At 70.1% G+C, this 24372-nt stretch carries 15 protein-coding genes and 3 pseudogenes; 9 read left to right on the plus strand and 9 right to left on the minus strand.

Annotation, left to right across the window (positions count from 1 at the left end; all coding sequences use genetic code 11):
- Positions 1-4: 4 nt before the first annotated feature.
- Entirely contained in the window at positions 5-406 is a 402-nt protein-coding gene (locus NF616_RS05470) for a GFA family protein (RefSeq protein WP_252272085.1), read from the minus strand.
- An 89-nt stretch (positions 407-495) separates the two neighbouring features.
- Here NF616_RS05470 and NF616_RS05475 point away from each other — a divergent pair, with 89 nt between their 5' ends.
- The 3 genes from NF616_RS05475 to NF616_RS05485 all read left to right on the plus strand — a co-directional run bounded on the left by NF616_RS05475 (position 496) and on the right by NF616_RS05485 (position 3732).
- The gene (locus NF616_RS05475; protein ID WP_252272087.1) at positions 496-1404 is read left to right on the plus strand and encodes an AEC family transporter; all 909 of its coding nucleotides are present in this window, start codon (positions 496-498) and stop codon (positions 1402-1404) included.
- Between the two features lie 171 nt (positions 1405-1575).
- The gene (locus NF616_RS05480) at positions 1576-2880 is read left to right on the plus strand and encodes a CitMHS family transporter (RefSeq protein ID WP_252272089.1); all 1305 of its coding nucleotides are present in this window, start codon (positions 1576-1578) and stop codon (positions 2878-2880) included.
- Positions 2881-2970: 90 nt separating this feature from the next.
- Positions 2971-3732 (plus strand): TerC family protein, encoded by a 762-nt coding sequence (locus tag NF616_RS05485; RefSeq protein WP_252272092.1) that lies wholly within the window; start codon positions 2971-2973, stop codon positions 3730-3732.
- A 56-nt stretch (positions 3733-3788) separates the two neighbouring features.
- On the opposite strand, the gene recD is transcribed toward NF616_RS05485, so the two are convergent.
- The 5 genes from recD to recC all read right to left on the minus strand — a co-directional run bounded on the left by recD (position 3789) and on the right by recC (position 14000).
- On the minus strand, positions 3789-5621 hold the full coding sequence (gene recD, locus NF616_RS05490) for an exodeoxyribonuclease V subunit alpha (RefSeq protein WP_252272095.1): 1833 nt from the start codon (positions 5619-5621) through the stop codon (positions 3789-3791).
- 285 nt (positions 5622-5906) lie between these two features.
- Complete coding sequence (locus tag NF616_RS05495; RefSeq protein WP_252272096.1) at positions 5907-9650, minus strand: UvrD-helicase domain-containing protein; 3744 nt, start codon at positions 9648-9650, stop codon at positions 5907-5909.
- Positions 9647-10087, minus strand: a complete 441-nt coding sequence (locus NF616_RS05500) for a DNA-binding protein (RefSeq protein WP_252272097.1) — start codon at positions 10085-10087, stop codon at positions 9647-9649. Before NF616_RS05500 ends, NF616_RS05495 begins: the two co-directional genes overlap by 4 nt.
- Positions 10084-10680 (minus strand): nucleotidyltransferase domain-containing protein, encoded by a 597-nt coding sequence (locus tag NF616_RS05505; protein ID WP_252272099.1) that lies wholly within the window; start codon positions 10678-10680, stop codon positions 10084-10086. The genes NF616_RS05500 and NF616_RS05505 overlap by 4 nt, the downstream gene beginning before the upstream one ends.
- A 65-nt stretch (positions 10681-10745) precedes the next feature.
- Positions 10746-14000, minus strand: a complete 3255-nt coding sequence (recC, locus tag NF616_RS05510; RefSeq protein ID WP_252272100.1) for an exodeoxyribonuclease V subunit gamma — start codon at positions 13998-14000, stop codon at positions 10746-10748.
- A 146-nt stretch (positions 14001-14146) separates the two neighbouring features.
- On the opposite strand from recC, the gene NF616_RS05515 reads away from it, so the two are divergent.
- From NF616_RS05515 to NF616_RS05535, 6 genes and pseudogenes are all read left to right on the plus strand, one after another.
- Positions 14147-14443 carry a hypothetical protein gene (locus tag NF616_RS05515; protein ID WP_252272102.1) on the plus strand — a complete coding sequence of 99 codons (297 nt, stop codon included), beginning with the start codon at positions 14147-14149 and terminating at the stop codon, positions 14441-14443.
- 156 nt (positions 14444-14599) lie between these two features.
- Entirely contained in the window at positions 14600-16855 is a 2256-nt protein-coding gene (locus NF616_RS05520) for a putative bifunctional diguanylate cyclase/phosphodiesterase (protein WP_252272103.1), read from the plus strand.
- Positions 16852-17181: pseudogene (locus NF616_RS21345) on the plus strand (PAS domain-containing protein); the annotation flags it as partial. The gene NF616_RS05520 and the pseudogene NF616_RS21345, both read left to right, overlap by 4 nt.
- A 747-nt stretch (positions 17182-17928) precedes the next feature.
- Positions 17929-18441, plus strand: a pseudogene (locus NF616_RS21350) (methyl-accepting chemotaxis protein); the annotation flags it as partial.
- A gap of 93 nt (positions 18442-18534) precedes the next feature.
- Positions 18535-20196, plus strand: a complete 1662-nt coding sequence (locus NF616_RS05530) for a Na/Pi cotransporter family protein (protein ID WP_252272107.1) — start codon at positions 18535-18537, stop codon at positions 20194-20196.
- 57 nt (positions 20197-20253) lie between these two features.
- Complete coding sequence (locus NF616_RS05535; RefSeq protein ID WP_252272109.1) at positions 20254-21348, plus strand: DUF5924 family protein; 1095 nt, start codon at positions 20254-20256, stop codon at positions 21346-21348.
- On the opposite strand, the gene NF616_RS21355 is transcribed toward NF616_RS05535, so the two are convergent.
- The 3 genes and pseudogenes from NF616_RS21355 to hmpA form a co-directional block, all read right to left on the minus strand.
- Entirely contained in the window at positions 21345-22391 is a 1047-nt protein-coding gene (locus NF616_RS21355) for a methyl-accepting chemotaxis protein (RefSeq protein WP_434091869.1), read from the minus strand. The genes NF616_RS05535 and NF616_RS21355 overlap by 4 nt on opposite strands.
- 39 nt (positions 22392-22430) lie before the next feature.
- Positions 22431-23135 (minus strand): annotated as a pseudogene (locus tag NF616_RS21360) (MCP four helix bundle domain-containing protein); the annotation flags it as partial.
- Positions 23083-24264 (minus strand): NO-inducible flavohemoprotein, encoded by a 1182-nt coding sequence (hmpA, locus tag NF616_RS05545; RefSeq protein WP_252272113.1) that lies wholly within the window; start codon positions 24262-24264, stop codon positions 23083-23085. The pseudogene NF616_RS21360 and the gene hmpA, both read right to left, overlap by 53 nt.
- Positions 24265-24372: the final 108 nt, after the last annotated feature.

Here is a 24372-nt window from a genome sequence, read left to right on the forward strand (position 1 = left end):
AGCGCTAGAGCCGCTCTTCGGCTTCTTCCGGCAGGTTTTCGTCGAGATGCAGCCAGGGCAGCCGGCTGCCGACCCAGATGTGCCGGTCGGCCGGCGCCCGCTCGGGGTGGTCGAGGCTTGCCACCGTGAGATCGAGCGTCTCCGGGCTGTGGGTGGTGAACAGACTCAGATGACAGCCGCAATGGGCGCAGAAATAACGGGTGCAGCTGGCGGACGAGGCGTAGGCGGCGGCGCTGCCCCGGGTCCAGCGGAAGCTGGCCATCGGCAGGGTCAGCCAGGTGGTGACGATGCCACCGGTGGTGCGCCGGCAGATCGAACAATGGCAGTGGGCGATGTCCTGCAGCGGCGCCTCGAAGGCGTAGCGCAGCCGGCCGCAATGGCAGCCGCCGGTGTGGGTCTCGGTCATGGCGAGCTCCTGGGGGGCGAGCGTCCCACCCTAGCGCTCATCCGCGTATTTGCCCATCATGGCCGGCGTTTCCTTTCACGGATGCCGTCGTGACCGTTCTTCTGCAATCGCTCTGGCCCCTGTTCGCGCTGATCGTCGGCGGTTACTTCCTGCGCCGTCACGACTTCCCCGGCGAGGCCTTCTGGCCGGCCGCCGAGCGGCTCAATTACTTCATCCTGTTCCCGGCCCTGCTGTTCAGCAGCCTGGCCACCGCGCCGCTGGACAACCCGGCGCTGCCGCGCCTGGCCCTGGCGGTGCTGCTCGGCCTCGGCGGCGCCTGGCTGGCGCTGCTGCTGGTGCGTCGCGTGCGCGGCTGGCCCGCGGGACGTTTCGGCGCGTTTACCCAGGGCATCCTGCGCTTCAATACCTACCTCGGCCTGGCCGCGATCGGCAGCCTGCACGGTCAGCCCGGCCTGGTGCTGGCCGCGCTGCTGCTGGCGCTGATGGTGCCCTCGGTCAACGTGCTGTCGGTGTGGTCGCTCAGCGCCGACCGCCAGGTGAGCGCCGCCGGCCTGCTCCTGCCGATCCTGAAGAACCCGCTGATCCTCGCCTGCCTGGCCGGCATCGCGTTCAACCTGACAGGCCTCGGTCTGCCCGGCGGCAGCGATCGCCTGCTCGGCCTGCTGGCGACCGCCAGCCTGCCGCTGGGCCTGCTCTGCGTCGGCGCGGCGCTGCGCCCGCAGGAGCTGCGTGGCGAGCACGGTGCGCTGGTCTGGAACTGCGCCCTGCGCCTGCTGGCCATGCCGGCGCTGGCGCTGCTGGTGGCGCGCGTGCTGCAACTGCCACCGCTGGAGAGTTCGGTACTGGTGCTGTTCTTCGCCCTGCCCACCGCGCCCACCGCCTATGTGCTGACCCGCCAGCTCGGCGGCGACGGCCAGTTGATGGCCGGCATCATCACCCTGCAGACCCTGCTGTCCGCCATCAGCCTGCCGCTGGTGCTGACCCTCCTCGCGGCGTGAACGGTCACGCGTCGAAAGCCCGCTGAAAGCTTGAGCCCCTAGCATCCGTCGACCGCCGGCCCCGGACCGGCGTTTCGACAACAACAAGATGGGCGCAAGCCATGCCCCGCCACCGCCTGCTTCGCCCGCGAAGTGAATGCGCGAGGCAGCGCGCCCGTCCGGAGATAGCTCATGCTGACCTTCCTCGGCTTCGCCATGGTCATGACCTTCATGTACCTGATCATGACCAAGCGCCTGTCCGCCCTGATCGCCCTGATCATCGTCCCCATTGCCTTCGCCCTGATCGGTGGCTTCGCCGCCGGCATCGGCCCGATGATGCTCGAGGGCATCGGCAAGCTCGCCCCGACCGGGGTGATGCTGATGTTCGCCATCCTCTACTTCGCCCTGATGATCGACTCCGGCCTGTTCGACCCGGCCGTGCGCGCCATCCTGCGCATGGTCAAGGGCGACCCGCTGAAGGTGTCCATGGGCACCGCCGCGCTGGCGCTGATCGTCTCCCTCGACGGCGACGGCGCCACCACCTACATGATCTGCGTCGCCGCCATGCTGCCGCTGTACAGCCGCCTGGGCATGAGCCCGCTGATCATGGCCGGGCTGATCATCCTCGCCGGCGGCATCATGAACATGACCCCCTGGGGCGGCCCCACCGCGCGCGCCGCCAGCGCCCTGCACGTCGACCCGTCGGACATCTTCGTGCCGATGATCCCGGCCATGGCCATCGGCTGCATCGCCCTGTTCGGCATCGCCTGGGTATGCGGCAAGCGCGAGCGCGCCCGCCTCGGTGTGCTGCAGCTGCCGGACGACCACGAGAGCCACGCCGAGATCAGTGTCTCCCAGTACCCGGAGGCGCGCCGGCCCAAGCTGCTGTGGATCAACGGCGCACTGACCGCCGCGCTGATGGCCACCCTGATCGCCGGCCTGCTGCCGTTGCCGGTACTGTTCATGATCGCCTTCAGCATCGCCATGATCATCAACTACCCCTGCCTGCAGCAGCAGAAGGAGCGCATCGCCGCCCATGCCGGCAACGTGCTGGCGGTGGTCGGGCTGATCTTCGCCGCCGGCATCTTCACCGGCATCCTCAGCGGCACCGGCATGGTCGAGGCCATGTCCAAGAGCCTGCTGGCGGTGATCCCGGAGGCGCTGGGCCCGTACCTGGCGGTCATCACCGCGCTGGTGAGCATGCCCTTCACCTTCTTCATGTCCAACGATGCCTTCTACTATGGCGTGCTGCCGGTACTGGCCGAGGCCGCCAGTCACTACGGCATCAGCCCGGTGGAGATGGCCCGCGCGTCGATCGTCGGCCAGCCGGTGCACCTGCTCAGCCCGCTGGTACCCTCGACCTACCTGCTGGTCGGCCTGGCCAAGATCGAGTTCGGCGACCACCAGCGCTTCACCCTGAAGTGGGCGGTGCTGATCTGCCTGGCCATCATGGCGGCGGCGTTGTTGTTCGGCGTGTTCCCGCTGTTCGGCGCCTGATGGCGCCGACGACAGAATTTTCACGCAAAGCCGGATAGAATCGCGCCGCCCCGCGTGGCCCTACGCATACCCCGTACAAAGGAACTCATAATGGAATGGCTGACCAACCCGGAGATCTGGGTTGCTTTCCTGACACTGACCGCCCTGGAAATCGTCCTCGGCATCGACAACATCATCATGATCGCCATCCTGGTCGCGCGCATGCCGCCGCACATGCAGGCACGCACCCGCCTGTTCGGCCTGGCGCTGGCGATGATCACGCGCATCGCCCTGCTGCTGTCGATCACCTGGATCATGCGCCTGACCACCGACCTGTTCGAGCTGTTCGGCCAGGGCATCTCCGGGCGTGACCTGATCCTGTTCTTCGGCGGCCTGTTCCTGCTGTGGAAGAGCACCACCGAGATGTACCACAGCCTGGAAGGCGAGGACGAAACCGAGCAGACGCCGGGCAACACCGCCGCGCGCAACTTCATCGGCACCATCATCCAGATCGCCATCATCGACATCGTATTCAGCCTGGACTCGGTGATCACCGCCGTCGGCATGGTCTCCCACGTGCCGGTCATGGTCGCCGCGATCATCGTCGCCGTGCTGGTGATGATGCTGGCCGCCGGCACCATCAGCGACTTCATCGACAAGCACCCGTCGCTGAAGATGCTGGCCCTGGCCTTCCTGGTCGTGGTCGGCACCGTGCTGATCGCCGAAGCCTTCGAAGTCCACGTGCCGAAGGGCTACGTCTACTTCGCCATGGCCTTCTCGCTGGGCGTCGAAGCGCTGAACATCCGCATGCGCGTGCTCAAGGGTCGCAAGGAAGACCCGGTGAAACTGCGCAAGGACATGCCGGGCGAGTAAGCCCGAGAGCGCAAGATAGAAGAACGGGGCCGAATGGCCCCGTTTTTTATTGCCGCTCAGAACAGATTCATCTGGCCCGCAGGCGCCTCGATCGACGGCGTGATCGCTGGCGGCTCGACCGGAGTGACACCCAGTCGCTCCGCCAGCCCCGCCGCCCGCTCGGCCTTGGTATTCACCGCCTCGGCGAGGCGCGCCGGCAGGCCCCAGATTTCCACTTTGTGTTTGGCGCGGGTGATGCCGGTATAAAGCAGCGCGCGGGTCAGCAGCGGGCTGGGACTTTCCGGCAGGGCCAGCAGGACCTCGGCGAACTCCGAGCCCTGGCTCTTGTGCACGGTCATGGCGAAGGCGCTGTCGTGGCTGGGCAGGCGCGCCGGGGCGAAGGCACGGAAGCCGTCTTCGCCCTCGAAGAAGACGCGCAGGCCGTACTCCGAAGCGAGGCACAGGCCGATGTCGCCGTTGAACAGGCCGAGGGCGTAGTCGTTCTGCCGCACCATCACCGCACGGCCGGGGTACCAGCGTTCGCGCTCGGCCAGCGAGTAGCGGCGTTTGATCCGGGATTCCAGGGCCTCGTTGAGACCGCTCACGCCCCAGGGGCCCTCGCGCTGGGCGGTGAGGGCACGGAAGGCGTTGAAGGCGGCGAAGGCCTCGGCTGGCTCACCGCGGCGCGCGGCCTTGAGATAGGGTGCATAGCCCTGCTCCAGGCGCTCCAGCAGCGCGCTCTGGACCGGATCGGCCTGCCAGGCCAGGTCCGCACGATCTTCCCTGAGCAGGTTGAGGGTGCCGGCGGCATCGCCCGTGTTGATCCGACGCGCCAGTTCGCCGATGCCGCTGTCGCCGGCGAAACGGTGGCTGTGGGTGAGCAGCACCACGGCGTCGCCGAGGGCCGAACGCGGCGCCTCGACCGGGACCGTCTGGCCGGTGATGCGCTGCAGCTCGGCGGCGGCATCGGCGTCGAAGCCGCGCCCCTCGCACAGCTCGGCGAACACCGCGCCGGCCTCGACCGCCGCCAACTGGTCCTTGTCGCCGAGCAGGATCAGCCGCGCCTGCGGCGGCAAGGCGTCGACCAGCTTGGCCATCAGCGCCAGGTCGACCATCGACGCCTCGTCCACCACCAGCACGTCCAGCGCCAGCGGCCGCGCCGCGTCGTGGCGCACCGCCGGGCTGTCGCCACGGCTGCCGAGCAGGCGGTGCAGGGTGCGCGCCTCTTCCGGCAACAGCGCCTTGAGTTCATCGGCCAGCGGCAGGTCGGCCTTGGCATTGCGGATCGCCTCGGCCATGCGTGCCGCCGCCTTGCCGGTCGGGGCGGCCAGGCCGATGGCCAGGCGCTCGCCGCCGGGCTGTTCCAAAAGAGCCGCCAGCAGGCGCACCACGGTGGTGGTCTTGCCGGTGCCGGGACCGCCGGAGATCACCGCCAGCCGCCGGCGTACCGCCTGGGCCGCAGCGAGGCGCTGCCAGTCCGGTTGCTGCTGGTTGAAGGCGAACAGGCGCGTCAGGCTCTCGCACAGCAGCATCTCGTCCACCACGGGCCGCTCGGCGGAAAGCGCCAGCAGGCGCTCGGCCAGGCGCTGTTCATAGGCCTGGTAGCGCGCCAGGTACAGGCGCTCGCCCTCGAGGGTCAGCGGCGCGAAACGGCCGGGCGCGCCGACCAGCGTGGAGGACTCCAGCAACGCCCGTAACTCGTCCCGCGATGGCAGGACGAAGTCGTGCTCCGCCCAGGGCCGGCGGCCGGCCACCCGCGCCAGCGGCAGGCACACATCCCCCGCCGCCAGGGCTTCGCTGCACAGCGCGGCGCAGGCCAGCACGGCGTCCGACGCCTGCGGCTCGAGGCGCTGCAAGGTGGCGAGCAGGGCGCGCTCCAGCGGGCCAAGGGGCAGGTCAGTCAACTGCATCGCCAACCTCCTGCTCGTTGGCAACTCGTAGGGTGGACAACGGCGTAGCCTTGTCCACCGTGGCGCCCCGCGGATATTCGCTGCGCGAGATATCCGCCCTACGTTCGGTGCTCATCGGGCTCCCTCCGCAAACATAGGATCCAGAAGTAGCCCGGATGCAATCCGGGTAGGCCCGCCCCCGGATTGCATCCGGGCTACTGCTCATCGGCTCTCCGTAGGGTGCGCCATGCGCACCGGCACGACGGCGCAATGCCGTGGTGCGCATGGCGCACCCTCCATCCGGATTCATGCGCCTCCTCCGAACAACGCGTCGAGCGCATCCAGCAGCGCGTCGGCCGGCCGCGCGAAATACACGCCCGCCTCCGGCATGCCGCGCAGGAACAGGTACCAGGCGCCGCCCAGCTGCTCGTCTTCGAAGCCGGCCAGGCGCGTGCGCAGGAAGCGCCGCAGCGCCACCAGGTAGATCAGGTATTGCAGGTGGTAGTGCTCGGCGGCGATGGCCTGCTCCAGGCGACCGGCGCCGTAGTGCGTGGCGGTCGGGCCGAGCCAGTTGGACTTGTAGTCGAGGATGTACCAGCGCCCGGCATGCTCGAAGGTCAGGTCGATGAAGCCCTTCAAAAAGCCTTTCAGCTCGTCGAACTGCAGGCGCTCGGCGGCCTGACGCATGGCCGGCGGCAGGCCGTGCGCCGGATCGGCCAGCAGTTCGCGCAGGCGCTGCACATCGAGGCGCTCGACCGGGAAGGTGAAGCCCAGCTCGGGCAGGCGCCGGTTGGGCTGCAACGCCGCCAGGCACAGGCCCTGGCCGTCCAGATCGGTGTCCAGCACCGCCTGCAGCTGGGCGATGGCGATTTCGCTCCACAGCTCGGCGTCGATGCCGTGCTCCTGCAGAGCGAGCGGCACCAGTTGCTCAAGGCTGCCCTTGCCACGCATCCAGTCTTCGAGGATGGCGTGCAGGCAGGTACCGGCACGGGCGCCACGCGGGAAGGCGAAGAAGCCGACGCCCGGCTCGCTGGCATCGACCAGGGCCAGGCTGTCGCGGTCCGGCGCCTCCATATGCATGCCTGCCGATAAGCCCGAGAAGCTGCCGATGCGCCAGGCGCTGTGCAGGCTGCGCTCGAACGGTTGCAGGGCCTGGGGCGGCTCGGCGCGGCCCTCGCCGGCGGCCTGGACCTCTTCGGCGAGCGGCGCCAGGCGCGCGATCAGCCCGGCACTGCCGTCCGCCAGTCGATCCAGCTCGGCAGCCAGAGCCGCGCCGTCGCGGGTGACCAGATGGCCGGCCAGTTCGGCCAGAGCATCCTCACCGGGCAGCTCGCGGCCGTGCAGCAGCCAGGCCAGGGCGCTGCTGTGCAGACCCTCGTCGGGCAGCGAGCCGTCCTTCTTGGCCTTGGGCAGGGCCGCCGGGCCCCAGTGCAGCCACAGACGGTCGCGGGCGCGGGTCAGGGCCACGTAGGTCAGGCGCAGTTTCTCGGCGAAGCTCTCGCGCCGCGCCGCTTGCAGGCGCTCCTCCAGGCGCGCGCTGCCCAGGTCGAGCAGCGGCTGGCCGTTTTCATCGTGGCAGCGGGCACTGTCGGTGTGCTGGCCGAGCAGGCGGCCGTCCCACAGGAAGGGACAGAACACCAGCGGGTACTCCAGGCCCTTGGAGGTGTGGATGGTGACGATCTGCACGCGCTCGGCATCGCTTTCCAGGCGCATCAGGGCATCCTCGCCGGCGCCCTCGCTGCCGCGCTGGGCGGCGAACCAGGCCAGCAGCGGCTCCAGCCCCGGACGTTGCAGGCTTTCGGCCTGCAGCAGCTCGCCCAGGTGCAGCAGGTTGGTCAGCCGCCGCTCGCCGTCGATGCCGGCCAGCAGGCGCTCGGCCACCCGCTCCTGATCCAGCCAGGCCCGGAACACACGCATGAAACCCTGCTGCTGCCAGAGCTGGTGGTACTGCTCGGCGGCGGCGCGCTCGCGGTCCCATTCCTGCTCGACTTCCTGGCAGCGGGCGATCTGCGCGGCGTCGCGGCCGAGCAGGCGGGTGGCCAGGGCATAGCGCAACACGCCCTCGCGGCCCGGCTCGGCATAGGCCGCCAGCACCGCCGCCAGCTCGCCCGCCTCCTCGCTGTGCCAGACGCTGTCGCGGCCGCGGCGCACGCTGGGCACGCCGCGGGCGGCCAGTTCGGCGGCGACGCTGGCCGCCTCGCGGTGGTTGCTGACCAGCACAGCGATGTCGCCGCCGCGCAGGGGGTTTTTCGCGCCACCTTCCTCGAAATAAGCCTGGCCCCGGGCGCTGGCATCGAGCAGGCCGGCGATGCGCCGCGCCGTGTCCAGTGCCGCCAGCTCGCCGGCGCGGGCCTTGTTCATACTCTCGTCACCGAGCCAGACCAAGCCCAGCGGCGCACGGCCGTCCTGCTCGGGCAGCACCAGCGTCGCGCGCGCCTTCTTGCCGGCGCTGACCGGCGGGTAGACCAGGCCCTCTTCGGCGAAGGGCTGCGGGCGGTCGAACAGGCGGTTGAGCGCGGCGATCAGCTCGGGCGTGGAGCGGAAGTTGAAGGGCAGATCGTACTGCCGCTCGGCCGCGTCCCGCGCCTTGAGATAGGTGGCGAGGTCGGCGCCGCGAAACGCATAGATGGCCTGCTTGGGATCACCGACGAAACACAGATCGCCACGCGGGCCACCGCGCGACTGGCCAGCGTTGTCGGTTTCTCGCTCAGGCCTCGCCGCACTTGCTGCACTGTCCCAGCCTTCGCTCGAAGCCCCGTGATGGTCGTCCTGACCTTCACCCTTCGGGCCAGCGGAGCTGTCCGCATTCGCTCCAGGCGAATGTGTTCTGGCGGGCGAGCCGCTCGCTACGCTCGCCGCTTTTGGGTAGATGCGGTCGAAGATGGCGTACTGGATCGGGTCGGTGTCCTGGAATTCGTCGATCAGCGCCAGCGGGTATTGCTCGCGCAGGCGCGCGGCCAGGTCGTCGCCGGCCGCGCCATGCAGCGCTTCGTGCAGGCGGTTGAGCAGGTCGTCGAAGGCCAGCAGGCGCTGCGCCGCCTTGCGCTGCGGCAGCTCGACATTGAGCCGGTCGAGCAGCTCGACCTGCAGGGCGATCAGCTTCTGCCGGCCCGCCGGTTCGGCGGCGGCCAGCGCCTCGCCGAGCCGATCGAGGGCCTCCGCCAGCTCGCAGGTCGGCGCGTCGTGGCCCTTCTTGCAGGCCTTGCCCAGGGCCACGGCGCCGAGCTTGAGCAGACCGTCCGGCACGTCGAACAGCGCCGCCGGGTCGGCGAAGTAGGCGTCCAGTTCGGCCGACCACAACGGCAGCTTGGCGCTCTTGTGGGAGGTCTGGCTGAGGCCGCCGTGTTCGCGCAGGGTCTCGATCCAGTCATAGCCGTCGCCGCGCCACAACTCGGCGGCGTGCTGCCAGGCGGCGCTGGCGGCTTTCAGCTCGGCATCACCGACCGTCTCGCGCTCGGTGCGCGGTTCTACGTGGAGATAGGGTTTGCCGAGATGACTGCGCAGGGCCTGGCGCAGGGTCGCCGGGGTGATGCGCTGCTTGGCCAGGAAGCGCGCCCAGGCCGGGTCGGCCTCCGCCAGCACATGGCGCCAGGCGTCACCGAGCAGCGCGTCGAGCACCTCGCGGTCGTCCTGGGTCAGCTCGGCGTCGAAGTCGCCGCCGGCCTCGAACGCCGAGTCCTGCAGGGCGCGCTGGCAGAAGCCGTGGATGGTGAAGATGGCCGCCTCGTCGAAGCCGTGCACGGCCAGCAGCAGACGGCGGCGCGCCGCCTCGCCGGGATAACGGCGATGCAGCTCGACGAGGAAGTTGTCCTCGCTGGTGCCGCCTTCATACAGCGCCAGCAGCTCGGCCAGGCGCGCGCGGATGCGTTCCCTCAATTCGGCCGTGGCGGCGGTGGTGTAGGTGACCACCAGGATCTGCCCGACCGACAGCTCGCGCTCCAGCAGCAGGCGCGCATACAGCGCGGTCAGCGTCCAGGTCTTGCCGGTGCCGGCGCTGGCCTCGATCAGCGAGCGGCCAGCGAAGGACGAGTCGTGGAGGTCGAGGCTCATGCCAGCAGGTCCGGATGGCGCTCGGCCAGCCACGCCTCGCCCCGAAGCAGCAGGCGCTCGGCCTGCATCTGCGCTTCGTCGGCCATGGAGGCGCTGACCACGTCGCCCGAATAATCGATCACGTTGCGCTGTTTGCGCAGGGTATCGAGCAGGATCAGGGTGTCGCGATCCAGGCCGACGGTCTTCGGCAGGCTCTGCAGCATGGTCTGGTGGTGGCCCGGCTTGCTCGTCAGCGTGCGGTAACCGCTGGCCTGCAAGGCGGCGTTCGCCGATTGCATGATCGCCTTGTAGGCCATGTCGAAGCGCCCCTCCGGGCTGATCCCCGCCAGACGGGAATCGGCCAGGCTGCGTCTGGCGGCCTCCAGCAGGCGCTGGATGGCGGAGGCATCCGCGACGACGGCTTCCAGCGACAGGCCGAGCAGGTTGTCCAGGGTCATGGCTGCTCCTCGATCCGCTGCAGCTCGGCAGCGTCACCGATGACGAAGAGCTTCGGCTTGGCCCGCACGTCGCGCATGAAACTGCCGCGCTCGCGCAGCGCTAGGCGCCATTCCTCGGGCCGGTACAGCTTGGGATTGATCTCCCGGCCCAGCGCTTCCTGGGCCGGATACAGCGCCGCCACTGCGTCGGCGAAGCCGAGTTCGCCGATCAGCAGCAGGTCGATATCGCTGTCGGCACTCGCCTTGCCGCTGGCCGTGGAGCCGAACACGAAGGCCACCGCAACCTGGTCGCGCACGGCCAGCAGGGCATCCGCCAACACATCGGCGAGGCCGCTGGTCTTGCGCAGGATGCTGGCGAGTTCCTCGTATATCGGGCACTGGCGGTCGGCACCGTACTGCAGCTGGTTACCGACCTTGCGCTTGGTCAGCACGCCGGCTTCCGCCAGCTTGTTCAGCTCGCGCGCCAGCGTTCCGGGCTGGGTCGCGGTCAGCCGGGCGATCTCCCGCAAGTGGTAGCTGCGCTCGGGGTGCAGCAACAGCAGGCCGAGGACGCGACGGCGGTAGTCGGTGAACAGCAGCGTCGCCAGGCTCATGATTCTTCCTGTTGCCGTGAAAGCAACGTTTGTAGCCTAAAAGGCGACAACAGTGAAGCCATCTCTCAATCTTCCTCGTCGGCGGCCAGGGCCTTGAGCGCCGGACCCAGCAGGTTTTCGGCGAGCAGCTCGAAGCGGGCGTCGAGCGGGTCGCGCTCGCGGAAGGCCAGGGCGTACCAGGGATCGAGTGCTTCGCCGGCCAGCGGGCTGAATTCGGCGCCGAGCCAGGCGGCCCGCGCCTTGTCGCGGGCCGCGTCGAGCGGTTGCTTGCGGCTCTTGGCGCTGGGCGTCACCAGCGCCTTGGCGAACTCGTAGCTGCTGCGGCTGATGAAGGCCAGCGGCTCGCACTGTGCCTCGCGGTAGGCGGCCAGCCAGGGCTCCAGCAGCGCGCGGGCATCGCTCAACGGGCCGAGCTGCCAGTCGCCGGCAGGCGACACCAGCAGGCTCTCGCGGGCGACATCCGGGGTGGCGGCGACGTTGAGCAGCAGGTGGCGCAGCCAGAAGCCGGGCAGGTCACGGGCGTCCGGCGCGCGCAGGCGCCAGTCGAACAGGCCGCTGGAGGTCACGCCGTCGAGCCAGCCGTGCACGCGCACGCCGGCCAACTGGATATCCACCAGCAGCGGTTCGGGACTCTCCTCGGGGCGCGCCTCGAACAGGCGCGGGGCAAAGGCGCGCACCGGGCCGCGCTGCTTGCCCCACAACGCATGGCCCAGCTCGCCGGGCGGCAGCCAGCCGGCGGCGCGGGCCACGCGGCGTTCCTGTTCCTCGCTCCAGCCGCGTTCCACCGCCTGTAATGCCAGCTGGCGCAGGCCCTGGTAGGCCGAGCGCTCCAGACTGAAGGGCTCATCGGCGGCGATACCTTCCTCGGCGCTGGCCAGGCGCAGGCCCAGGCGCTGCTCCAGAAGGAAGCGCGCCGGGTGGCGGAAGCACAGCAGCAGCTGGCTGGGCTCGATCGTGAACCAGTCCTCGCCCGGCTCGGGCAGGCGCTCGATGAAGGGCGGCAACTCCAGTGTCGGCGCCTCGGCCAGGCGCTGGGCGGCGCGGAACCAGGCGGAAGCGAAGCCGCGGTGCGGGCCGTGGGCGGCGAAGTTGCCGGGGGCGAAGGGCTGCAGCGGATGCTCGACGGTGATGCCGGCGCTGGCCTTGTGCGCACCCTGGGTCGCGGTCAGATCGACCGCCTCCAGCAGCTCGCTGACCAGCACCGAGGGCGGCAGCTCGGCGTTGTCGCGCGGGTCGCGGCCGACATAGCTGAGGTACAAACCGTCCCTGGCGCTGAGTAGGGTTTCCAGGAACAGGTAGCGGTCGTCCAGGCGCCGCGCCCGGTCGCCGCGGCGCGGGCGCCGGGCGATCAGATCGAAACCGGCCGCCGGGGTGCGCCGCGGCAGGGCGCCGTCGTCCAGGCCGAGCAGACAGACCAGGCGGAACGGCAGACTGCGCATCGGCACCATGGTGCAGAAGGTCACCGCGCCAGTGAGGAAGCCCGAGGCGCCGCTGCCGCTCTCCAGCGCCGCGCCGAGCTGCTGGCGCACCAGCGTCAGTTCCACCGGGCGCACGATGCCGGCATCGGCGGCCTGGCGACCCAGGCCCGCGCAGGCCTGGCTGAGCAACAACAGCGTGTCGCCGGATTCGCGCTCATCGAACAGCGCGTCGATCAGGCCCTGCAGGTCCAGCGCCCAGTCGGCCAGCGGCCGCGCACGCTGCAGGCGCTCGGCCAGGCCGGCAAGCTGTTCGACGAAGGCGCACAGGCGGCCGAGCAACTGAGCGCGGGCGCCCTCCAGCGCGTCCAGCGGCCAGCTGTCACCGAGCAGCGGCAGACCGTCACCGGCCAGTTGCGGCGGCGCGGCGAAGCCCAGCAGCAGGCGATCCAGGCCCTGGCGCCAGGTGAAGGCATCATCGGCGGGCAAGTCGAGGGCGGCGCGGTGGTCGCCGTCACGGCCCCAGCGCACGCCGGCCTGGCGCAGCCAGTCGCGCAGCAGCGGCAGGTCCTCGTTCTCGATGCCGGCACGGCGGGCGATGGCCGGCTGTTCCAGCCAGGCGAGGACCTCCTCGGCGGCGAAGCGGCTCTCCGGCAGGCTGAGCAGGCCGAGAAAGGCCTCGATCAGCGGCGTTTCGGCGCGCAGGCTGCGGTCGGCCAGGCTGTAGGGCACGTATGGCGCGCCATCGCGGCGGGCGAACACGGCTTCGATGAAGGGCGCGTAGCGCTCGATGTCCGGGGTGAGCACCACCACCTGGTCCGGGCTCAGGCTCGGGTCGGCGGCGAAGCGCGCGAGCAGCTGGTCGTGCAGGATCTCCACCTCGCGCAGCGGCGAGTGGGCGATGTGCAGCTCCAGCGAGCGGTCGTCCGCGCGCAGCGCCAGGCGCTCTTCGGGGGCACGGGTGCGCAGGCGCAGGATGTCGTTCTGCAGGGCGTGCAGCAGGCTGTCGTCGGCCAGCTCGGCGTCCTGCGGGTAGATGCCGTTCTCCTCGGCGATCTGCCCGAGCAGGCTGTCGAAGAAGTCGCGGCCCTGCTTGCCCAGGCTGGCCAGCAGCGGATGGCCGACGTCGAGGTACCAGTCCTCGGGACTGACCTCGGACTGCGCCAGCTCGCGCACGTCGCGGATCTCGCCCCAGGCCTCGCGGCAGGGGTTGAGGGCGAAGATCACCACGTCGGCATGCCGCGCCAGACCCTCCAGCACACGCAGGTGATGCGGCGGCAATGAGCTGATGCCGAACACCAGCAGGCGCTCCGGCAGGCCTTCGATGGGTTGGGCGCCGTGCAGCCGCGCCAGCAGCTCGCCGAGCAGGCGCGCGCGGTGCGGGTGGCCGCCCGCGGTCAGCTCCTGCCACAGCAGCGCCTGCCAGGCCTCGTCCGGGCCCAGGTCGCACAGTTCGCCGCGCTCCCAGGCGGCCAGCCAGTCGTCGCGATAGAGCAGGTACTGGTCGAACACGTCGGCGATCTTCGCCGCCAGGGCCAGGCGGCGGCGTTCGTCGCCGCCCTCCAGATAGCGCTCGAGGCGCTCGGCGCGGGCCAGATTGGCCGGCTCGCACAGCCAGTCGTACAGACGCCAGGTCATCGCCTGCGGGTTGAATGCCGACTGCTCCGGCAGGGCGCCGAGCACCTGGCGCGCCAGGGCCCAGACGAAGCTGGACGGCAGCTGCACGTCGAGGTGCATGGCGATGCCCTGCTCGCGCGCCAACTGCAGCGTCAGCCAGCGGCCGATACCCTGGCTCGGCACCACCACCCGCGCCGGCGCCAGCACGTCGGCCTGCGGCTGGGCGAGCAGGCGGCAGGCGAGGGCGCCGAGGGTTTCCAGGTCGGGGGCGTGATAGAGGCTAAGCATGGGCATCGTCCGGGTCGATGGGCGCTAGGGTAGCAGCTCGCCGCCGACGAATGGCCGGTACGCTTCTGGCGGGCGGTTGATCCGAGTCAACCGGCCATGCGCCAGTATCGCTATCGTGGCCTGAAACCCCTTGGTCACAGGCCCACATGATCACTCACGCTCCGCGCCGCATCGCCTGCAGCGATCCCCAGCTGGCCCACAGCCTGCGCCGCCAGTTCGACGACTGCGAGGTGATCGAGGTCCCGCTCGAGTGCAGCCGCGCCTCGCTGTGCGGCTGGCTGCGGGAGGCTCCCGTGGGCGAGCGGGACCGGGTGCAGGCGGCGCTGAACGACGCCGTGGCCACTCTGGAGCGCACCCGCCACGCCTTCCGCTCGCGGGAGCTGGGCCAGCTGCGGCAGCGCCTGGAGCGGCTCTTGGTCGAATTGTCAGCACCGCCCGAATGAAGTAGAACTCGCGCCATTCAGGTTCCGCCCCTCGGCGGAGACCGGCTTTGCCGGGCAGGACATCCGGGCCTGCAAGACGAAGCGCCGCGACGCCGCGTTCCCACGAACGCGCCGTCCGGCGCTTTTTTTGTGCCCGCAGAAAAGGAAGGACACGCGATGAAACCAGAGGAAAGCCTGCAGGAGCTGATCGGCCGCATCGGCCTGGACGCCGCCGAGCTGCGCGAGCGCCTGCGTCTGCTCGACTGGCGCCACGACGACCCGCCACGCCTGCAGCAGGCCGCCGACGAAGCGAGCGACGCGCACCAGGCCTTCGTCGACCGCCTCTACGAGCACCTCGGCCACTTCCCCGGCCCAGCCGCCCTGCTCAGCGACCCGGCGGGCGTGACGCGCCTCAAGCACAGCCAGCTCGATTATTACCAGCGCCTGTGGCGCGGCCCCTACGACCGCGACTACGTGCTCGGCCGCCTGCGCATCGGCCTGATCCACCAACTGGCCGGCGTCGAACCCAAGTGGTACCTGGCCGGCTACCGCCTGTACCTGGACGCCCTGCATGGCGCGCTGTTCGCCGAGCATCCCCGCGCCGCTTTGTTCGCCAGCCTGCTCAAGGCGGTGTTCTTCGACATGACCCTGGCCATCGACACCTACGGCGCCGCCCAGCGCCGCGCCCTGGAGGACAGCGAGGCGCGCTTCGCCCGGGCCCTGCGCGGCGCCAACGACGGCCTCTGGGACTGGCACCTGGAGCACGACCGGCTGTATGTCTCCGAACGCTGGGCCGACATGCTCGAACTGAGCCGCGACGCCCTCGGCGAGGGCTGCGCGGCCTGGTTCTCGCGGGTCCACCCGGACGACCTGCCGGGCCTGCGCCAGGCCATCGACGCGCATCTCGGCGGGCGCACCGCGCTGCTGCATCACGAGTACCGCATGCGGCGTCGGCGCGGCGACTACCTGTGGGTGCTGGCCCGCGGCGTGGTCGAGCTCGACCCGCAGGGCCAGCGGCGCATGGCCGGTTCGCAGACCGACATCAGCGCGCGCAAGGCGGTGGAGCAGCAGCTCAAGCACGCCGCCCGCCACGACCCGCTGACCGGCCTGGCCAACCGCCTGCGCCTGGACGAGCTGCTGCAGCAGACCCTGCAGCAGCTGGCCAAGCCCGGCGCGCGCCAGGCCGCGCTGCTGTTCGTCGACCTCGACCGTTTCAAGCTGATCAACGACAGCCTCGGTCACCAGAGCGGCGACCAGGTGCTGGTCGAGGTCGGCCGCCGCCTGCAGCAGTGCCTACGCCCCGGCGATCACCTGATCCGCTTCGGCGGCGACGAATTCGTCGTGCTGCTCACCGACCTGGCCAGCATGGGCGACGCCGAGCAGGTGGCGCAGCGCATGCTCGACGGCCTGCACCACCCGCTGCACCTGGGCGAAAACACCCTGGTGGTCAGCGCCAGCATCGGCGTGGCCGGGCTGCGCGCCAGCGCCGACACCGCCGAGGCGCTGCAGGCCGCCGACCTGGCGCTGTACCGCGCCAAGCAGGCCGGCAAGGCGCAGTTCGCCCGCTACAGCCAGGAGCTGCAGGCCGCCGCGCGGCGCCAGCTGGAGCTCGAGAGCGCGCTGGGCCAGGCCCTGGAGCGCGACGAGTTCGTCCTGCACTACCAGCCGATCTGCCAGGTCGACGCCGGTGTGCCGCGCCTGGTCGGGGTCGAGGCGCTGCTGCGCTGGCGTCACGACGGCGAGCTGATCGCGCCGCAGGAATTCATCCCCTCGCTGGAGGAGTCCGGCGAGATCCTGCGGGTCGGCGACTGGGTGCTGCGCGAGGCCTGCCGCCAGGTGCGCGCCTGGCAGCTGGCCGGCCAGACGCGGCTGCGCTGCGCGGTCAACCTGTCCAGCCGGCAGTTGCAGCAGGACGATTTCGTCGCCCGCCTCACCGACATCCTCATGGACAGCGGCCTGCCGCCGGCGAGCCTGGTGCTGGAGATCACCGAGAGCCAGCTGATGCGCGACTGCACCGCCACGCTGATCGCCCTGCGCGAGCTGGGCAGCCTCGGCGTGCGCCTGGCGCTGGACGACTTCGGCACCGGCTATTCCTCGCTCGGCTACCTCAAGCGCTTCCCGCTGCACATCCTCAAGGTCGACAAGAGCTTCATCGACGGCGCGGACACCGAGTCGCGGGCGATCAGCCGGGCCATCATCGGCCTCGGCCGCAGCCTGGGCCTGGAGGTGGTGGCCGAGGGCGTGGAGCGCGACGAGCAGCTCGACTTCCTCCAGCACGAAGACTGTCGCCTGGCCCAGGGCTACTGGTTCAGCCGGCCACAGCCGGCCGCGGAGCTGCAGCGCCTGTTCGGCGGCGACGCCGGCGAAGACGGCCTGTGGCGCCTGCTGCCGGCGGACACGACTACCCATTCTCGTCGGGAAAACCATCGATGAAGCTCAACCTGCCGGTCACCCAGCGCGAGGTGAAGGTCGACCCGCGCGCCAACATCCTCTCCACCACCGACCTCAAGGGCGTGGTCACCTACGTCAACCCGGACTTCGTCGCCATCAGCGGCTTCGGCGAGGCCGAGCTGCTCGGCCGCAGCCACAACCAGGTGCGCCACCCGGACATGCCGGCGGCAGCCTTCGAGCACCTGTGGCAGACGCTGAAGGGCGGCCGCTCCTGGATGGGCCTGGTGAAGAACCGCTGCAAGAACGGCGACCACTACTGGGTCAGCGCCTTCGCCACCCCGGTGATGCGCGGCGGCGCGGTGGTCGAGTACCAGTCGGTGCGCAACCACGCGAGCCCGGAACAGGTGGCGCGGGCCGAGCCGCTGTACGCCGAGCTCGCCGCCGGTCGCATGCCGCGGGCACTGCGGCCGCGGCGCCTGGGCGCGGTGGCCAGCCTGGCGCTGCTGGTGGGCGCCGCGCCGCTGCTGAGCGCGGGGCTGCTCGGCGGACTCGGCGCGCTGCCGTTGCTGCCGGCGCTGCTCGGCGGCGCGCTGTCCGGCGCCGGTCTCGCCGCCCTGGTGCGCTGGCGCCTGCGCCCGCTCGACGAACTGGCACGCGAAGCCCGGCGCATCGCCGACAACCCGCTGAGCCAGCAGGTGTATTGCGGCCGCAGCGACTGCTTCGGGCAGATCGCCTTCGCCCTGCGCAGTCTGGAGGCCGAATCCGCGGCCATGGTCGGGCGCATCGCCGACTCGGCGCGCCAGCTCAGCGACGATGCCGGCGAACTGGCCGCCGCGGTGGACTGCAGCCGCGGCGCCAGCGTGTTGCAGCAGCACGAGACCGAGCAGGTGGCCGGCGCCGTGGTGCAGCTGGCCGCCAGCGTGCAGGAAGTGGCGCGCCACGCCCAGCTCAGCGCCAGCGCCGCCGCCGAGGCCAACCAGGCCACCGACAGTGGCCTGCGCCAGGTGGAACAGACGCGCCAGCTGATCGCCGGGCTGGCCGAGGAGGTGCAGCGCGGCAACCGGGTGATCCAGCAGCTGCAGACGCACAGCCTGGAGATCGACCAGGTGCTGGAGGTGATCCACGGCATCGCCGAGCAAACCAACCTGCTGGCGCTGAACGCCGCCATCGAGGCGGCGCGGGCCGGCGAGGCCGGGCGCGGCTTCGCGGTGGTCGCCGACGAGGTGCGCGGCCTGGCCAGCCGTACCCAGCAGTCCACGGCGCAGATCCAGACCATCATCGAGCGCCTGCAGCAGGGCACGGCCGCTGCGGTGGCGGCCATGCAGCGCAGCCAGGACCAGGCCGAGGGCAGCGTCGATAACGCCCTGCAGGCCGCCGAGGCGCTGGCCGGCATCAACCGCCAGGTGCAGGCCATCAGCGGCATGAGCCTGCAGATCGCCACCGCCGTGGAGCAGCAGAGCGCGGTGGGCGAAGACATCCAGCGCAACCTCGCGGGCATCCGCGAGGCCGGCCACAGCAGCGTCGCTGCCAGCGGCCGCAGCCGCACCAGCGCCGACCACGTGGCGGCCCTGGCCGAACGCCTGCAGCTGCTGGTCGAACAGTTCCGCGGCCACGGCCAACGGAGCTGAACCGCCGCCGCTGTCATCTATCTACAACTAAATCGACACAGGAGATCTTCGGGACGCCGACCCCGCGCGCCCCAGTGCATCGGGAGTCTGCGCATGCTCACCCTTCTCGATCTGCTCTCGGCCATCGCGCTGCTGGTCTGGGGCACCCACATCGTGCGGACCGGCATCCTGCGGGTGTACGGCTCGCAGCTGCGTCACGTGCTCAGCCGCAGCGTGACGCGCCGACCGCTGGCGTTTGCCGCCGGCATCGTCGTCACCGCCCTGGTGCAGAGCAGCAACGCCACGGCACTGCTGGTCACCTCGTTCGTCTCCCAGGGCCTGATGGCGCTGACCCCGGCACTGGCCATCATGCTCGGCGCGGACGTCGGCACGGCGCTGATGGCGCGGGTGCTGACCCTCGACCTGTCCTGGCTGTCGCCGCTGCTGATCTTCGCCGGCGTGGTGCTGTTCCTCTCGCGCAAGCAGAGCCGCCTGGGGCAGATCGGCCGGGTGGCGATCGGCCTCGGCGTGCTGATCCTGGCGCTGCAGCTGATCGTCGAGGCGGCGCGGCCGATCGCCGAATCGCGCAGCATCGAGACGCTGTTCGCCTCGCTGACCGGCGACCTGCTGCTGGACGCCCTGGTCGGCGCGCTGTTCGCCCTGATCACCTACTCCAGCCTGGCCGCCGTGCTGCTCACCGCGACGCTGGCCGGCAGCGACATGATCGGCCTGCCGGCGGCCATCGGCCTGGTCATCGGCGCCAACATCGGCAGCGGCGTGCTGGCCCTGCTCAGCAGCAGCATGCAGTCCGCCGCCGGGCGCCGGGTGGCCCTCGGCAGCCTGCTGTACAAGCTGCTCGGCCTGTTCCTGGTGTTGCCGCTGGTGCAGCCGCTGGTGGCGTGGATGGATTCGCTCGACTGGTCGGCGGCGACGTTGGTGATCGGCTTCCACCTGGGCTACAACGGCCTGCGCTGCCTGCTGCTGTTGCCGACGGTGGGCTGGATGGCGCGGCTGTGCAGCCTGCTGCTGCCGGAGCGGGCCCGCGACGAAGGCGTGGCGGCGCCGCGCCACCTGGACCGCGCCGTGCTCGGCACGCCCAGCCTGGCGCTGGCCAACGCGGTGCGCGAGACCCTGCGCATCGGCGACCTGATCGAACGCATGCTCGGCCACCTGCTGGAGGTGCTGCGCGAGAGCTCGCCCACCGCGGCCCGCGAGGTGCGCCGCCTGGACGATGACGTCGACGCCCTGCACAGCGCGGTCAAGCTGTACCTGGCGCAGATGCCGCGCGACGACCTGCCGGACCAGGATGGTCGGCGCTGGGCGGAGATCATCGAGCTGGCGGTGAACCTGGAGCATGCCGGCGACCTGATCGAGCAAATGGTCGGCAAGCTGGACAACCACAAGCGCGCCCGCCACCACCGCTTCTCCGACAGCGGCCTGGAGGAACTCAGCGAACTGCACGCGCGGCTGACCCACAACCTGCGTCTGAGCCTCAACGTGTTCCTCGACGGCAATCACGACAACGCCCGCCAGCTGTTGCACGAGAAGATGCGCTTTCGCCGCGAGGAGCGCCGCCTGGCCCACGCCCACGTCGACCGCCTGGGGCAGCAGGTGGTGCAGAGCATCGAGACCAGCGCCCTGCACCTGGAGCTGATCGCCGACATGAAGCGCCTCAACTCGCTGTTCTGCGGCGGCGCCTACCGGGTGCTGGAAGTCGAGGGCGAGCCGCTGCCACACGACGCGCTGGCGCAGGCCGGCCCGCCGGCAAGCGGCTGACGAGCGCCATGCCCGTCGCCCGACCCTGCTGCTATCCTCCCGCCCCCGACCAAAACGATGCCCGCCTCCTCGATGCTGCTCTCCTGGAAACCGCGCCTGCTGCGCCTGCTGGCGCTGCTGCAACGCTACCCCGGCCTGATCGCCGCCTTCGGCTTCGTGTCCGGGGTGGCCAGCTTCCTGCTGGTCGACCGCCAGGCCGAAGTCGGCAAGGTGATCGCCGTGCTGATGCTGCTGAGCTGGGTCCTGCTGCTGCTCGAAGGCCTGCTCACCCGCGGCGCGGCGCGCTGGTTGGGCATCGAGGTGCCGCCGCTGGTGTTGCGCTACCTGACCCAGCTGATCCACCAGGAAAGCCTGTTCTTCGCCCTGCCGTTCTTTTTCATCACCACCGCCTGGAACAGCGGCCAGGCGCTCTTCACCGGCCTGCTCGGCGCCGCGGCGCTGGTCGCCATCGTCGACCCGCTCTACTACAAGTGGCTGGCCCGGCGGCGCTGGCTGTACCTCAGCTATCACACGCTGACCCTGTTCGCCGTGCTGCTGGTGGCGCTGCCGCTGATCGTCCACCTGACCACCGCGCAGAGCTACCGCCTGGCGCTCGGCGCCGCGCTGGTCATTGCCCTGCCCAGCCTCGGCAGCAGCCTGCACATCCAGGGCCTGTGGCGCTGGGCGACCCTGGCCGGCCTGATTGCCGCGCTCGGCGCCGGCGCCTGGCTGACCCGGCCCTGGGTGCCGCCGGCGACCCTCTGGCTGACCCAGGTGGCGGTCACCGAGCAGCTGCAGGAGCGTAACCCGGGACGCAGCCTCAAGCAGGTCTCGGTCGCGCAGTTGCAGCAGGCGGGACTCTACGCCTACACGGCGATCAGCGCGCCGCGCGGGCTCAACGAGCGCATCTATCACGTGTGGAAACTCGACGGCGTGGAGATGGACCGCATCGCCCTGGACATCCACGGCGGACGCAAGGCCGGCTACCGGGCCTGGACGCACAAGCGCAATTTTCCGGCGGACCCGGTCGGCGACTGGCGCGTGCAGGTGGTCACCGAGGCCGGTCAGCAGATCGGCGTGCTGCGCTTTCGCGTCGATCCGGCGCGCCAGGCCGGCGGCGGCAGCCCGCGCGAGGTCGATGCCTCGCGTCCCGCGGAAGAGAAGCAGGACTAGAGGCGGAAGCGCTGCACCATGCCGTTGAGGTCGGTGGCCAGGCGCGCCAGCTGATCGCTGGCCACCGATGTTTCGTGGGCGCCGGTGGCGTTCTGCGCGGCGATGTCGCGGATGGCCACCAGGTTGCGGTCCACCTCGCGGGCCACCTGGGCTTGCTCCTCGGCGGCGCTGGCGATCACCAGGTTCATCTCGTTGATCTGCCCGACCCGCTCGGCGATCAGCGCCAGGGCGCTGTCGGCCTGGGTCGCCATCTCGCTGCTGCGGGAGGCGAACTCGCTGCTCTGGCCCATGGCATCCACCGACTCGCGGCTGGCGCTCTGGATGGCGCTGATCATCCGCTCGATCTCCTGGGTCGAGCTCTGCGTGCGCTGGGCCAGCGCGCGCACCTCGTCGGCCACCACGGCGAAACCGCGGCCCTGATCGCCGGCCCGCGCCGCCTCAATGGCGGCGTTGAGGGCGAGCAGGTTGGTCTGCTCGGCGATGGTGCGGATCACTTCCAGCACCCGGCCGATGGCGATGGCCTCGTCGGCCAGCCGGGCGATGGTGCCGGAGGTGATCTGCAGGCGTTCGCTGAGCTGTTCGATGGTGCTGCGCGTGGTGCTGACCTGGTGGCGCCCGGCCTCGGCGCTCTGCTCTGCCTCGCGTGACGAGTCCGAGGTGTGGTTGGCGTTGCGCGCCACCTCGTCCACCGCCGCCGACATCTCGGTGACCGCGGTGGCAGCCATCTGGATCTCGTCGTTCTGCCGGGTGATGCCCTGGGCCGATTCGTCGGTCACCGCGTGTAGCTGCTCGGCGGCCGAGGCCAGCTGGGTCGCCGAGTTCTGGATGTTCTGCAGGGTGTCGCGCAGGGTGTTCTGCATGTCGCCGAGCGAGCGCTGCACCTGCGTCACCTCGTCATTGCCCTCGGCGCTAACCGCCTGGGTCAGGTCCCCACTGGCGATGCGCTGCGCCGAGCGCGATAGCTCCGACAGCGGCTGGGTGATGCTGCGGCTGAGTAGCCAGGCGGCGACGACGGTGAAGATCACCGCCGCGCCGAGGATCAGGCTGAAGGTCGCGGTGGCAGCAGTGGCACTCTTTTCAGCGCGGTTGCCGGCGTCCTCCGCGCCCTTGTTGTTGAGGGCAATCAACTGATCCAGGGCGGCGATCAGTGCGTCGAAATCCCGCTCGGACTGCGCCTGGAGCTCGGGCGTCACCTGCGCCGAAGCCAGGCTGCTCAAGACCTGCCCCAGGCTCTGTTCGTAGGCCGCGCTCTTGGCTTGGTATTCATCGAAGAGGCGCCGGTCCTCTTCGAGGATGATGGTCTTCTCGTAGGCGTCGTCGTTGCTGCCGACCCGCTGCTCGATCGTCTGGATCTCCGCGCGCAGCGCCTCCAGTTCGGTGGGCTGCGCCACCGCCTCATTCTCGTCCAGGCGCATGAGCTGGCGATCGGACTTGATATCCGCGATCAGATCGAGGCCTTGCATCCACACGTCCTTCACCTCCACCAGGTCGTCCCGCAGGCTCGACAACTGGCTCAAGGCGATGCCCCCGGTGCAGAGCAGGATCACGATGAGAATCCCGAAACCGACGGTGTTGCGAAGACCGACACTGTAAGCGCGCAGGAACATGGCGAACGACTCCAGAACGAGAGGGAGATTCGCTGAGTCTAGCCAGTGACCGCCGGGCTGCACGCGGCACCGCGGCAGGCGCAACGCCGCGAGGCGCGCTGGACGCGCCCCGCGGCATCGACCGCTTTCAGCCCTCCAGCGCCGAAGCCGGGCCGAAGAACTCGTAACGGGCCTGGGCATCCGGCACGCCGAGTTCGCGCAGGCTGCGCTTGACCGCGCTCATGAACGGCTTGGGTCCGAGGAAGTAGACGTCCACATCACGCTCCGCCGGCAACCAGGTGGCCAGGCGCTCTTGCGAAAGCCGGCCGTAGCCATGAGCAATGTCGCCCTCGCGTTGTTCCTCCAGGCAGTAGAAGCGCTGCAGCTGCGGGTGGGCCGCGGCCAGTTCCTCGACCCTGGAGGTGAAGGCCTGCACGCCGGCGTGGCGCGCGCAGTGGATGAAGCGGATCGGCCGGCCGCTGTGCACCGCCGTCTCCAGCATGGTCATCAGCGGGGTGATGCCGACACCGGCGCTGATCAGCACCAGCGGCTTGTTCGAGCGGTTGAGGGTGAACTCGCCGGCGGGAATGAACAGCTCGACTTCATCGCCCTCGGCGACGCGGTCGTGCAGATGGTTGGAGACGCGGCCGCCCGGCTCGCGCTTGACGCTGATGCGGTACTCGCGGCCATTCGGACCGGCGGACAGCGAGTAGTTGCGGCGTACCTCCTCGCCCTCGATGAACAGACGGATGCCGATGTACTGGCCGGGAATGAAGTCGAGGATGGCGCCGCCGTCGGCCGGCTGCAGGTAGAACGAGGTGATCTCCTCGCTCTCGGCGACCTTGCGCGCGACGCGGAAGGCACGACCGCCGCGCCAGCCGCCTGCGGTGCGCTCGGTGGAGGCGTAGATCTCCTCCTCGGCACCGATCAGCAGGTCGGCCAGCTGGCCGTAGGCCAGGCGCCAGGCCTCGATCACCTCGTCGGTGGCGATCTCCTCGCCCAGCACCTCGCGGATGGCGCGCAGCAGGCAGGCGCCGACGATGGGATAGTGCTCCGGCAAAATCTGCAGCGACACATGCTTCTGCACCACCTGGCTGACCAGCGGGCCGAGCGCCTGCAAGCGGTCGATGTGCCTGGCGTACATCAGCACGCCATTGGCCAGCGCCCGCGGCTGGTCGCCGCTGGCCTGGTGCGCCTGGTTGAACAGCGGACGCACCTGGGGGTACTCGGAGAGCATCATGCGGTAGAAGTGGGTGGTGAGCGCCTCGCCGCCGCTTTCCAGCAGCGGCACGGTGGCCTTGACGAGAGCGATGTGTTCGTTGGACAACATAGGGGGCTTCCTCTTGCACGCAGGTTATTTTGCGAAAGGAGGAATCAGCATTCGTGCCAGAAATATTTTATATAAATATCAATAAGTTGCTTTATTAAAGGTCGATTT

Source organism: Pseudomonas subflava (assembly GCF_023823685.1).
Lineage (GTDB): Bacteria > Pseudomonadota > Gammaproteobacteria > Pseudomonadales > Pseudomonadaceae > Aquipseudomonas > Aquipseudomonas subflava.

Excerpts from the sequence above, each read along its gene's own strand:
- NF616_RS05470 (WP_252272085.1), bottom strand. The coding sequence starts at position 406 with ATGACCGAGACCCACACCGGCGGCTGCCATTGCGGCCGGCTGCGCTAC.
- NF616_RS05480 (WP_252272089.1), top strand. The coding sequence starts at position 1,576 with ATGCTGACCTTCCTCGGCTTCGCCATGGTCATGACCTTCATGTACCTG.
- NF616_RS05485 (WP_252272092.1), top strand. The coding sequence starts at position 2,971 with ATGGAATGGCTGACCAACCCGGAGATCTGGGTTGCTTTCCTGACACTG.
- recD (WP_252272095.1), bottom strand. The coding sequence starts at position 5,621 with ATGCAGTTGACTGACCTGCCCCTTGGCCCGCTGGAGCGCGCCCTGCTC.
- NF616_RS05495 (WP_252272096.1), bottom strand. The coding sequence starts at position 9,650 with ATGAGCCTCGACCTCCACGACTCGTCCTTCGCTGGCCGCTCGCTGATC.
- NF616_RS05500 (WP_252272097.1), bottom strand. The coding sequence starts at position 10,087 with ATGACCCTGGACAACCTGCTCGGCCTGTCGCTGGAAGCCGTCGTCGCG.
- NF616_RS05505 (WP_252272099.1), bottom strand. The coding sequence starts at position 10,680 with ATGAGCCTGGCGACGCTGCTGTTCACCGACTACCGCCGTCGCGTCCTC.
- recC (WP_252272100.1), bottom strand. The coding sequence starts at position 14,000 with ATGCTTAGCCTCTATCACGCCCCCGACCTGGAAACCCTCGGCGCCCTC.
- NF616_RS05515 (WP_252272102.1), top strand. The coding sequence starts at position 14,147 with ATGATCACTCACGCTCCGCGCCGCATCGCCTGCAGCGATCCCCAGCTG.
- NF616_RS05520 (WP_252272103.1), top strand. The coding sequence starts at position 14,600 with ATGAAACCAGAGGAAAGCCTGCAGGAGCTGATCGGCCGCATCGGCCTG.
- NF616_RS05530 (WP_252272107.1), top strand. The coding sequence starts at position 18,535 with ATGCTCACCCTTCTCGATCTGCTCTCGGCCATCGCGCTGCTGGTCTGG.
- NF616_RS05535 (WP_252272109.1), top strand. The coding sequence starts at position 20,254 with ATGCCCGCCTCCTCGATGCTGCTCTCCTGGAAACCGCGCCTGCTGCGC.
- hmpA (WP_252272113.1), bottom strand. The coding sequence starts at position 24,264 with ATGTTGTCCAACGAACACATCGCTCTCGTCAAGGCCACCGTGCCGCTG.